Raw genomic sequence first — 11,848 nt, forward strand, 5'->3', positions numbered from 1 at the left:
TCTAGGTTTGAACCGCACCGGGTTTCCCGGAGGCCCCATCTTCTGAGAGACTGGGGTCATCATGACGAAACAGGCATCACCCAAGTACGCCCCCGAGGTCCGCGAGCGCGCGGTGCGGATGGTCTTCGAGCACGCGGGGGATCATGCCTCGCAGTGGGCGGCGATCAGCTCGATCGCGGCGAAGATCGGCTGCACTCCGGAGACGCTGCGTGGCTGGGTCCGGCGGGCCGAGCGTGACCAGGGCAAGCGGCCGGGGCCGACGACGGGCGAGCAGGAGCGGATCAAGGCGCTGGAACGCGAGGTCCGGGAACTGCGCCAGGCAAACGAGATCCTGCGCAAGGCGTCGGCCTATTTCGCCCAGGCGGAGCTCGACCGCCCGTTTCGGAAATGATCGCCTTCATCGACGCGCATCGCGCCGTCCACGGGGTCGAGCCGATCTGCAAGGTGCTGCCGATCGCCCCGTCCACCTATCACGCCCACGCCGCCCGGCGGGCCGATCCGGTCAAGGCGCCGGCCCGCTCGCGCAGCGACGCGGAGCTGAGTTTGGCTATCCGGCGGGTCTGGGATGAAAACTTTCAGGTCTATGGGGTACGGAAAGTCTGGCGGCAGTTGCGGCGGGAGGGGCTCGATGTGGCGCGCTGCACGGTGGCCCGGTTGATGCGGTCCATGGGCCTGAAGGGCGCGACACGCGGCAAGGCGGTGCGCACCACGATCAGCGACCGAGCCGCGCCCTGTCCGCTCGACCGGGTGAACCGCCAGTTCCAGGCGCCCCGCCCGAATGCCTTGTGGGTGGCCGATTTCACGTACGTGGCCACATGGCAGGGCTTCGTCTATGTGGCCTTCGTCATCGACACCTTTGCCCGCCGGATCGTGGGCTGGCGGGTGTCCCGCACCGCCCACGCCGGCTTCGTCCTGGACGCCTTGGAGCAGGCGCTCCACGACCGCCGTCCAGCCAAGGGCGGCGGCCTCATCCACCACTCCGACCGCGGGTCGCAATACCTTGCCATTCGCTACACCGAGCGCCTCACCGAAGCTGGGGTCGAACCCTCCGTGGGCAGCGTCGGCGATTCGTACGACAACGCCTTGGCCGAGACGATCAACGGTCTCTACAAGACCGAGGTGATCCGGCGCCGCGGGCCATGGCGCACCCTGGAGGCCGTCGAGTTCGCCACATTGGAGTGGGTCGACTGGTTCAACCACCGACGCCTGCTCGAGCCCATCGGCAACATTCCTCCCGCCGAGGCCGAAGCGCGCTACTATGCTCAAACCGAGGACCTCGCCATGGCGGCGTGACTCAAACCAAATGGCCTCCAACAAACCCGGCGCGGTTCAGTTCGCGGGCACTCGACATTTTGATTGCTTTGGCCGATCGGGCTGGGGAGTTGGTCACGAAGGACGAGCTGGTCACGCGCGCGTGGCCGAACACCATCGTCGAAGAGTCGAACCTCAGGGCGCAGATAGCATTGCTTCGCAAGGCTCTTGGCGACTCCGGGGGCACAGCCCATTTCATAGTGGCCGTTCCGGGTCGCGGCTACCGCTTCGTGGCGCCGATCTCATCCTCTATCCTCGCAGACGGAGCCGAGGCGGCAAGCGCCCAGAACCACCTTCCACGGCTTCTGAGATCGCCAATCGGGCGGGAAGAAGCCATCAAGACCGTGCGAGGCCGCTTTCAACGGTACCGTCTTACAACCATCGTGGGACCAGGCGGTATTGGCAAGACCACACTCGGTGTCGCCGTCGCTGAACAACTTATGTCCTCGTATAAGCACGGCGTGTGCTTTCTCGATCTGGCCCCGCTGGCGAACGACCAACTCGTTTCAGGCGTGCTGGCCGCCGCACTCGGCCTAGCCGACAGTTCCAAGGACCCTCTTTCCGGCGTCATCGCGCATCTGCGTGAGCGGCAGATGCTTCTTGTGTTCGATAGCTGCGAGTTGGTTGTCGACGCGACGGCGCGGCTGGCAGAAGCGCTGCTCCGACAGACATCGGAGATCCAAATTCTCGCGACGAGCCGGGAAGGCTTGCGGGCGGAGGGCGAGAGCGTCTATCGGCTGGCGCCCCTGAACCTGCCTCCGATGTCTGCTGGATTGACTGCCGGAGAGGCACTGACCTCCCCGGCCGTCCAACTCTTCGTTGATCACGCGATATCCCGCGGCAGCGGATTTGAGTTTGACGACGGTGAGGCGCCTCTCGTTGCCGATATCTGCCGCCAACTCGATGGCATCCCCCTGGCCATCGAACTGGCGGCAGGGCGGGTTGGGGCCTTTGGCACGCGAGGCGTGGCAAAACTCCTGAACGATCGTTTCCGGCTGCTGGCAGGCGGCAGACGCACCGCTCTTCCCAGGCATCAAACCCTGGAGGCCACAATCGATTGGAGTTACGAGGCGCTGTCGGACCCAGAGCAGACGCTTCTGCGCCGTCTGGGCGTGCTTGCGGGTGAGTTTACGCTGGAGGCCATTGCCGCCATCATGACTGAGGCCAGTGGCCTTGACACCGATCTTCCTCTTCATCTTTCCAATTTAATCTCGAAGTCTCTTGTCGTTGTCGATGTTCACCAGAAGACCGCACAGTACCGACTGCTCGACACAACCCGTGCCTACGCGTTGGCCAAACTTTCGCAACGCGGCGAATTCAGTGGCACCATACTGCGTTTGGCCAAATATCTGTGTCGTGTTCTCAAACACTCGCATGGCGAAATCGAATTGGTTCCCGCCGACGAGTGGTTGGGGCGGTACAGCCGCCATATCAACAACGTGCGCATGGTGCTGGACTGGGCCTACTCACCCAAGGGCGATCCTGTGGTCGGCCTTGCCGTAACCGTGGCCGCTATCCCACTGTGGTATCAGCTCTCAGCGGTCGACGAGTGTCTGAGATGCGTTAAACGCGCCTTGCTGAGCATCGGCCCGGGGCCAGAGCGGGATGCGCAGGCGCGCCAAGTCATGCAGCTCTACAGAGCGCTCGGCCTGTCACAGGCTTTCAAGGTGGGGTTCGCGCTGCAAGCGCCGGCAGCATTCGCCAAAGCCCTGGAAATGGCCGAAGATCTCCACGATGTTGACGCTCAATCGGAAGCGCTCTGGGGTCTGTGGCTTTGCCGGGTCGGGATGGGTGAGTACCGGGAATCACTTGGCGTCGCGCAGCAATTCATGAAACTGGCAGACAATGGGCTCGACCGCTTCATTGGCGATCGAATGATGAGCATGACGCTCTTCTGCATGGGAGATTGCAAGGGCGCTCGCACCCACGCGGATCGCATGCTTGCTCACGATGTTTTCCCTCCGGAAGGCATTTCAACCAGTTCGGTTCGCTTCCGATTTGGGCAATCAGTGACCGCCCGTGTTCAGCCTGCCCAACTCCTTTGGATACAGGGCTTCCCGGATCAGGCGGTCCTGGCCGCGAAGAATGCTGTCGACGCCGCCCGCGCATCGGGCCATGCGATTTCGCTGTGCGAAGCACTGGCGCGATGGGCTTGTCCTGTCTGGATTCACGTCGGCGATATGGCGGCCGCGGACCTCGCAATCACAACCATGCTCGACTTGGCGGCCACGAACGCGCTCGGACCCTGGGAAGTGTTCGGCCGCTGCTGGAAAGGCGCACTTCTGATCAAGCAGGGTCATGAAAATCGAGGCATCCCACTTCTGCGCACGGCGCTGGAGGAGATCCAAAAGGGAAGACTGTTCACGCTCTACAATGTCCGGTTTCTTGGGTTCCTGGCCGAAGGTTTGGCGTCCACGGGACAGAGCGCGGAAGGATTCGCCCTTGTCGACGCCGCCATCCGGCACAGCGAGGAAAAGGAAGAGCTTTGGTGCGTTGCGGAACTTTTGCGCGTGAAAGGTGAGATCCTGCTGCAAGACGGCACTGGCCTCAACTCGGCCGAGCAGTGTTTTCTACAGTCCGTCGAATTCGCACGACGGCAGGATGCGTTGTCGTGGGAACTTCGAACGAGCATGAGCATGTCCCGTTTGCTGCGTGAACGTGGGGAGGTTGCGAAGGCGCACCGCTCTTTGGCGAAGGTGTACCGCCGTTTCACTGAAGGCTTTGAGACGGCCGATCTGAGAGCTGCGAAGGCACTTCTCGCCGAATTTTCGTAACAATCGACTGGAATTCCGTCCCGTCACCTCTTGGCGTGACGCACGGGAATTCACGACGATTCACTGGATACTCTTCGGCTGCTTCGGCCATCGTCTTCGTGTGCCGATCATTCGGCAATGAACGACAGAAGCGCGGCTGAGGGGATCGAACATGACCACCGCTGTAATGGATGTGCTCGTCCTGCGTGGACCCAACGCACCGTTCACTCGGGCCAGCATCGCTCGCCCACAGCCCCTGGCAGGCGAAGTCTTGGTTCGGATAAGGTCGAGCAGCGTCAACCCACTGGATCTCAAAATCCGAAGCGGCAACGCGGCGCACGCGAAACATCCTTTTCCCGCCATTCTGGGAATGGACCTTGCCGGGACGATCGAGGCCCTCGGTGCCGGCGAGAGCCGGTTTGCCGTCGGAGAAGACGTGTATGGATTGGCCGGAGGTGTGGGCGGTCATCAAGGCTCGCTGGCGCAGTTCGCTGCGGTTGATGCCGATCTTCTCGCACCGAAGCCATCCAATCTCAGCATGCGCGAGGCGGCCGCGCTCCCCCTTGTTTTCATCACGGCTTGGGAAGGTTTGGTCGACCGGGCCCAGATCCAAGCCCGCCAAAAGGTGCTTGTTCTGGGTGCTGGTGGCGTCGGGGAGATGGCGATCCAGATCGCTTCGGCTTTTGGAGCCGAGGTCTTTGCGGTCGACAAAGCTGCGAAGGGGGACATCATCGAGCGCCTCGGCGCAACGGCAATCGACCGTGAGCAGACAACTCCTCAGGAGTATGTTGGCGATCACACCGGCGGCCACGGCTTCGATGTTGTCTATGACACGGTGGGGGGTGTGGCGCTTGATACCGCGTTCAACGTTGTTCGGCGTTTTGGCCATGTGGTGAGCTGCCTCGGATGGGGCACGCATTCACTTGCTCCCCTGTCGTTCCGCGCCGCGAGCTATTCGGGTGTCTTCACGCTATTGCCGATGCTGACCGGCAAAGGCCGCGCTCATCACGGGGCAATCCTGCGAGAGGCCAAGCGGCTTGCGGAAGCCGGGAAGATCACCCCTCTCGTCGACCCCCGCCGCTTCAGTTTCGAGACTGTCGCGGAAGCGTACGGCGAAATCGAGAAGCGCACTTCCAGCGGCAAGATCGTTATCGACATCGCCGAATAGAGCAGCACCGTCGCTCCTCTCGAGAAAGGGAAAAAGTCATGCCATTCGTCAACGTGAAACTGGTCGACGGCGTGTTCACCCCGGAAGAGAAGCACGCCATGGCAAAGGCCTTGACCGATGTCATGGTGAAGTTTGAGGGCTCGGAGGCCTTCCGCGAGGTGGTATGGGTCCTTATCGAGGAACTTCATACCGACGGCTGGCATATCGGCGGAAGGCCGTTCGAGGGGCCGAAGTCGTTGATGACGACGCTTTCGAAATCCAAGGACGTCGTCGAAATGATCGACGGTACGCCCACAACCCGGAAAGAGTGGGCGGCGGCAGCTCCAGTCTTGGGCTGACCACCTCGCACTCTCCAACACGGCGGCCAAAGCGCGCCGTCTGACTTAGGCCCGCCGGTTGCCGGTGGAACCGTGTCCGCCCGACAGAGGGAAGAGACATGAATGCGAAAGAAGCAATTTCAACACCCAGCACGACCAGACGGGACGTTTTGATTGGCACGGCCGCCGTCCTCGTCACGACGTTGCCCCTGGAGTCCTTGGCCGCCGTGGCGTCGCCGAATTCAACCAGCGCAACCAGTGCAGATGGGAGTGAGACCATGAGCAGCATCAAGACGAAAGACGGCGCCCAGATTTTCTACAAGGACTGGGGCGCCGGGCAGCCGATCGTGTTCCACCACGGGTGGCCGCTGAGCAGCGACGACTGGGACAACCAGATGCTGTACTTCATCGGAAAGGGTTTCCGGGTCATCGCCCACGACCGGAGGGGCCACGGCCGCTCCAGCCAGACCTCGGGCGGCAACGACATGGATACGTACGCGGCCGACGTCGCCACGCTCGCCGAAGCGCTCGATCTCCGCGATGCGATTCACATCGGCCATTCCACGGGCGGCGGAGAGGTCACCAGATATGTCGCCCGGCATGGCAAAGGCCGGGTCGCCAAAGCGGTCCTCATCTCCGCCATTCCGCCCGTGATGGTCAAGTCCGCAACGAATCCCGGAGGACTTCCCATCGAGGTCTTCGACGGCTACCGCGCGGCTCTGGCGGCCAATCGGGCGCAGCTCTACCTCGATATCGCCAGCGGCCCGTTCTACGGCTTCAACCGCCCCGGCGCGGTCATCTCCGAAGGCACGGTCCGCAATTGGTGGCGTCAGGGCATGATGGGCGGAGCGAACGCGCACTATGAGTGCATCAAGGTCTTCTCGGAGACCGATTTTACCGATGACCTGCGGGTCATCGACGTTCCGGTCTTGGTGATGCATGGCAGCGACGACCAAGTGGTGCCCATCGCGGACTCCGCCGAACTCTCCGTCAAGCTGCTCAAGAACGGGAAGCTCAAGGTCTACGACGGCTATCCGCACGGGATGTTCACCACCCACGCTGACGTGATCAATGCCGACCTTCTGGCCTTCATCAGATCGTGACGGCCCGGGCGGGCCGAGATGCCTGCTCTCAACCTTTCAAATCAAGTTCGACAGCTGTCGGCTCACCGATTCCGGCTGCGGAAAGGTCTGTCATGACATCCGAACACATGCTCTCTCGCCGCGGATTTTGTCTTTGCTGCATGGGCGCGGCGAGTTTCGCCGCCACAGGAGGCTGGATGAGCCCACGCGAGGCCTATGCCGAGGCGCGCGGCTTGGTGAGCCTCATCAAGGACAGCGCTGCCAAGTCCGTGATCGCCACCCACAAACTGAGGAACGACATCACCATCCTTGAAGGCTCCGGCGGCAACGTCGCGGTCTCGGCCGGCAAGGACGGCCTCGTCATGGTCGACGCGGGCATCAGCGTGTCGCGCCCCCAGATGACGCAGACGCTCTCCGCGCTCTCCTCGGAGCCCGTGACCCATCTCATCAACACCCACTGGCATTTCGATCACGCGGACGGCAACGCCTGGATCGGCGAGGGTGGAGCGAAGATCATCGCGCATGAGAACACCCGAAAATACCTATCGCAGGTGCAGCGGGTGGAGGACTGGGATTACAATTTCGTTCCGCTGGAGCGAAGCGGCGTGCCGAAGCACGTCTTTTCTAAAGAACATTCGCTCAAGCTGAACGGGCAGTCGCTCGCCATGAAACACTACGGTCCGGCGCACACCGACGGCGACATCTCGGTAATGTTCGGCGAGGCAGACGTTCTCCATGTCGGCGACACCTACTGGAACGGGATATATCCGTTCATCGATTATTCGACGGGCGGCAGCATCGACGGGATGATCGCCGCTTCGGATGCGAACTTGGCCGCGTCGACCGGCAAGACGATCATCATTCCGGGCCACGGAAATCCGGTGAGCAACCGCGCCGAGTTGCAGGAGTTCCGCGACATGCTCGTTAGCATCCGCGAGAACGTCGCCGCGCTGAAGCGCCAGGGGCGCTCGCGGGACGAAGCGGTCGCGGCCAAGCCGACGGCATCCTTTGATGCCAAGTGGGGCAATTTCGTCATCGACCCAGGCTTCTTTACGCGGCTTGTCTACGCGGGCGTCTAGCAGGAACCTCCGGCCATACGCCAATCCCATACTGGTGCGTTCCTAGTCCAGGTTTCCCACGCCTTCGGAGTCCGGATCCGCCGACAATCCAACGGATTAAGGAGACGGCAATGTCTGAAACAAAAAGCGCTCTGTTCATCGATATTCCGGTCGAACTGAAGGAAGTGAAGTCAGTTCACAGCATCGGGGGGCTTGAGTTCGAAGGCGATCTGCCCGCAGCGCTGTTCCATCTTCAATTGATCACCACGGACATCACGAACTGGAAAGCGGCGTCGGACGTGATTGTGGTCTTCCACACAAACGCTGGCTACGTCGTGTTGAACGATGTGGCTTACAATGCTTCGCGCAACATCGCCACTGGCAACCCCTACAAAAAGCTGGTGGCCGACCTGATTGACGTCGGCGTCAAAGTCGAACTCTGCGGCGCGACCGCGAAAGTGAACGGCTGGGGCAATGCCGATCTTCTCCCCCGCATAAAGATCAATCTTGATGCCATGGCTCGCACGATCCAGCTCGTGCAGCAGGGCTTCGTCAAGATCACGGAGTAATCATCGATTCCGGGATCCAGTTACGACATCAGCGTCCAAAGAGGCTGCCATGCTCCAATCGCCATTCGGATTCCATTCGACCGCTTCTGAAGTCCTGGGAGGCGTCGACCTTCGGGGGAAGACGATGATCGTCACCGGTGGTGCAAGCGGTATCGGCATCGAGACGACCTCGGCACTCGCCGCGGCCGAGGCCTCCGTCGCTCTCTCGCCCAGGCCCAAGGAGCGCGTCCAGTGACCCATGCACCAATCAGAGTTGGCATCATCGGCGTTCACCCCGACCGTGGTTGGGCCTCGACCGCCCATGTGCCTGCGTTGAGGGAGCTGCCGCAGTTCCGACTTTCCGCCCTGAGCCACAGCCGGATCGAAACTGCGAAGGCGTCGGCTGAGAAGTTCGGTTTTGAACACGCGGTGTCATCGAGCGACGAACTTGTGAACCATCCTGATGTCGACCTGGTGGTCGTGACCGTGAGGGTGCCGGAACACCTTCATCTCGTGACCGCAGCGCTTCAAGCCGGGAAGTCGGTGTTTTCCGAATGGCCGCTTGGCATGAACCTTCGGGACGCTGAGACAATGAACGCGCTCGCCGCCGAAAAAGGTGTCTCGGCCATGATCGGCCTCCAGACTCGCGCGAACCCGACCCTTCGGCACATGCGCGAGCTGATAAAACAGGGCTATCTCGGCGAGGTGCTCTCGGCGTCGGTCATCGGTTCAGGAATCACGTGGGGGGAGGAACTCGACGAGGCTTTTCGATACACCCTGGACCCGTCCAAGGGCGCGAGCATGTTGCACGTGCCGTTCGCCCATACAATCGACGCCCTGTTGTTCGCGCTCGGCGAAGACTTCCTCAGCGTGTCGGGGACATTGGTTCGTCGTCGTCAGACGATACGGATGTCGGGGAGTAAGGAAGTCGTCCCGCTCGACGTCGCGGATCAAATAGCTTTCTCTGGCAGGCTCACGTCCGGCGGTCTCGTGACATGCCATTTCCGCGGCGGGCTGTCGCGCGCAACCAATTTCCATGTCGAGATCAACGGCACCAGGGGCGACCTATTGCTCACGAGTCCCGTCGGCTACGTAGGTCTGGGCGGATTCAAGCTCATGGGTGCGCAAGCAGACGAGACCCTTCATCCGATCGCCGTACCCGAGGGCTTCAGTGCCGACGACAACGTCCTGGCGGGCAACGTGAGGAAGCTCTACGAACTGATCGCGTCCGACATGACGTCCGGCACCCTTCAAAGTCCAACGTTCGGAGACGCCGTCAAACTGCATCGGCTGATCAACGCGATCGGGCAAAGCGGCGGGGTGGCGCGCGATGTCTGATGCCAACAACGTTTGAACAGTTCCGGCTGCCCGGATGCGACACGTCCTTGGCAGCATCGACTCCTGACCTGAGTGGCAACCTTGATATTGCTAAGGTCGCGAGCACGGGGGACCGATGCGTCGACTCGACCACCTCGGGCTTGATCCGCCGGTAGTCCCCGGCGACTTGGCTGGGCGAGGTCTCTTCGACGACACGCTGCGGATACATCAGCGGCGGGCGCCGGCGCGCCTCGTTGGTTCACGGCGCGGCGAGCCTTCCATGGCAAAGCCGACCGGGCAGAACATGGTGTCAATCTTTCGAAAAACGCTCAATTGTCAGATCGAGCAAGGCGCGCAGCCGCGCCAAACGGCGAAGATCCTGATGATAGCCGATCCAAACATCGCGTCCTGGTGGCGGCTCGCCAAGATCGATGACCTGCAGTCCGTCCAACGCATCCCCAATAGGGCGTGGGAGAACAGCCAATCCGACGCCTAAGGCAGACATATAAGCCTGGGCATCGCGGTTGTTGCTTCGAAACGCGACGCGGGCATTTGGGAGCATTCGCTGGAGCCACGCGACATCCGGCATGCCGCCGAAGGTGGTGTTCATGGTGACCAATGCGCAGCCTGTGCCATCACCAACGGTCGGCGTTGGGCTCCCCGCGACACCGTAAAGAGCGTATTCGATGCGGGTCAGCTTGCGCTGCACCACCTCCGGCTCGTCGAACGGACGGATGCGATACACGAGGTCCGCCTCCCGCCTCGAAAGACTTAAAAACCGCGCATCGGTCAGCAGTTCCACAGTGACGCCCGGATGGCGCTGTGTGAACTCATAAATGAGTGGTGTCAGTATGTGGAGGCCGAACCAGTCGGAGGACGACACCCGTAAGTTGCCCTCCAAACGCCCACCCTGTCCAGCCAGAACGCGCTCCAAGGCAAGGCTTTCCTCCTCCATGCGCTCGGCATGGCGCAGCACGGCAGTCCCTTCATCCGTCAGCACGAGACCATCGCTTGTTCGCTGGAACAGCGTGTGGCCGACCGCCTTCTCCAGCGCGCGCAAACGTCGCCCCATGGTCGGCTGGGTCTGCCCGATGCGTCGAGCCGCCGCGCCGAGCGTGCCCTCGCGGGCAATCGCCAGAAAGACTCGAAGGTCGCTCCACTCCATGTCGCATCATACAGAAATGCATGCCCTGCGAACAAGAATGTTAATTTTCAAACAGCTGTGTTTGGCCGAACCTTTGAACCAGTCGCGGCAACGCACAAATCCCTGGAAGGTTCACGATCATGTCCCATGAATTGAGCAACTCAATGCGCGCTTTGGTGCTGGACGCGTACGACGCCCCGTTTCGTCTGACCGATGTTGCGCGGCCAGCGGCCGGGCCTGGTCAGGTTCTGGTGCGCATCGCCGCCAGCGGCGTCAATCCGCTGGACACCAAGATCCGTGCCGGCGCCGCGGCGCACGCCAAGCACCCGCTGCCGGCGATACTCGGCATCGACTTGGCGGGAGAGGTCGTTGCCGTCGGTTCCGGAGTCACCACCTTCAAGGCGGGCGATCAGGTCTATGGGATGACCGGCGGCGTCGGTGGCCGGCAGGGCTCGCTCGCGGAATACGCCGCGGTCGAGGCCGACTTGCTTGCGCACAAGCCGGCCAATCTGACAATGCGTGAGGCGGCTGCGCTGCCGCTGATCACCATCACGGCCTGGGAGGGATTGGTTGATCGCGCCGGCATCCGAGCCGGCCAAACGGTTCTGGTGCAGGGGGGTGCCGGCGGTGTGGGCCATGTGGCCGTACAAATTGCCCGTGCATTTGGAGCGGCCGTCTGGGCGACGGACTCCGCGGACAAGAAGGCAACCGTCGAGCAGCTGGGCGCCACCGCCATCGATTACCGCGCCGAGACGGTCGAAGCGTACGTTGCCCGTCACACGCAAGGCCGCGGCTTCGACTTGGTTTATGACACCGCTGGTGGGCCGGTGCTCGATGCCTCCTTCCAAGCGGTCCGGCGCTTCGGGCATGTGGTCAGTTGCCTGGGCTGGGGGACGCACGCGCTGTCGCCGCTGTCATTCCGTGCAGCGACCTATTCAGGCGTCTTCACCTTGCTTCCTATGCTGACGGGAGAAGGAATGCGGCATCACGGTGACATTTTGTGCCAAGCGGCCTCCCTGGTCGAATCTGGAAAGCTGCTGCCTCGGCTCGATCCGCACCACTTCTCCCTGGAGCAGGCTGAGGAGGCGCATGTCGCGATCAAGGATGGAAGCGCCAGAGGAAAGATCGTCGTCGACATTGCCGCGTGACT

10 protein-coding genes and 1 other annotated feature are annotated in these 11,848 nt (G+C 62.0%); of the genes, 9 read left to right on the plus strand and 1 reads right to left on the minus strand.

Annotated elements, in window-relative coordinates; genetic code table 11:
• The first annotated feature begins 61 nt into the window (after positions 1 to 61).
• The 8 genes from H1Q64_RS23700 (at position 62) to H1Q64_RS23740 (ending at position 9,575) form a co-directional block, all read left to right on the plus strand.
• Positions 62 to 1,293, plus strand: a protein-coding gene (locus tag H1Q64_RS23700) for an IS3 family transposase (RefSeq protein ID WP_237905893.1) whose coding sequence is annotated in 2 segments (ribosomal slippage) — positions 62 to 356 and positions 356 to 1,293 — 1,233 coding nt in all. Because the reading frame shifts where the segments join, the coding sequence is not laid out codon by codon here.
• Positions 346 to 462: a sequence feature (AL1L pseudoknot), on the plus strand. (Overlaps the previous gene by 117 nt.)
• An 89-nt stretch (positions 1,294 to 1,382) precedes the next feature.
• On the plus strand, positions 1,383 to 4,085 hold the full coding sequence (locus H1Q64_RS23705; RefSeq protein ID WP_330874611.1) for an ATP-binding protein: 2,703 nt from the start codon (positions 1,383 to 1,385) through the stop codon (positions 4,083 to 4,085).
• A 151-nt stretch (positions 4,086 to 4,236) separates the two neighbouring features.
• Positions 4,237 to 5,232, plus strand: coding sequence for a zinc-dependent alcohol dehydrogenase family protein (locus H1Q64_RS23710; RefSeq protein WP_237906995.1), 996 nt, complete (start codon positions 4,237 to 4,239; stop codon positions 5,230 to 5,232).
• A gap of 38 nt (positions 5,233 to 5,270) precedes the next feature.
• Complete coding sequence (locus tag H1Q64_RS23715; RefSeq protein ID WP_149272682.1) at positions 5,271 to 5,570, plus strand: tautomerase family protein; 300 nt, start codon at positions 5,271 to 5,273, stop codon at positions 5,568 to 5,570.
• A gap of 257 nt (positions 5,571 to 5,827) precedes the next feature.
• Complete coding sequence (locus H1Q64_RS23720) at positions 5,828 to 6,652, plus strand: alpha/beta fold hydrolase (protein WP_222071011.1); 825 nt, start codon at positions 5,828 to 5,830, stop codon at positions 6,650 to 6,652.
• 92 nt (positions 6,653 to 6,744) lie between these two features.
• Positions 6,745 to 7,710 carry an MBL fold metallo-hydrolase gene (locus H1Q64_RS23725; RefSeq protein WP_237906996.1) on the plus strand — a complete coding sequence of 322 codons (966 nt, stop codon included), beginning with the start codon at positions 6,745 to 6,747 and terminating at the stop codon, positions 7,708 to 7,710.
• A 110-nt stretch (positions 7,711 to 7,820) separates the two neighbouring features.
• Positions 7,821 to 8,258, plus strand: a complete 438-nt coding sequence (locus H1Q64_RS23730) for a DsrE family protein (RefSeq protein WP_237906997.1) — start codon at positions 7,821 to 7,823, stop codon at positions 8,256 to 8,258.
• A 231-nt stretch (positions 8,259 to 8,489) separates the two neighbouring features.
• Positions 8,490 to 9,575: a Gfo/Idh/MocA family protein gene (locus H1Q64_RS23740; protein ID WP_237906998.1), complete on the plus strand. Its 1,086-nt coding sequence runs from the start codon at positions 8,490 to 8,492 to the stop codon at positions 9,573 to 9,575.
• A 289-nt stretch (positions 9,576 to 9,864) separates the two neighbouring features.
• Here H1Q64_RS23740 and H1Q64_RS23745 read toward each other — a convergent pair whose 3' ends face one another.
• A complete protein-coding gene (locus H1Q64_RS23745; protein ID WP_237906999.1) occupies positions 9,865 to 10,719 on the minus strand; it encodes a LysR family transcriptional regulator in 855 nt (284 codons plus the stop codon).
• 143 nt (positions 10,720 to 10,862) lie between these two features.
• Between H1Q64_RS23745 and H1Q64_RS23750 the strand changes: the two genes are divergently transcribed.
• Positions 10,863 to 11,846, plus strand: coding sequence for a zinc-dependent alcohol dehydrogenase family protein (locus tag H1Q64_RS23750; RefSeq protein ID WP_237907180.1), 984 nt, complete (start codon positions 10,863 to 10,865; stop codon positions 11,844 to 11,846).
• Positions 11,847 to 11,848 lie beyond the last annotated feature (2 nt).

The organism is Azospirillum brasilense (assembly GCF_022023855.1).
GTDB lineage: Bacteria > Pseudomonadota > Alphaproteobacteria > Azospirillales > Azospirillaceae > Azospirillum > Azospirillum brasilense_F.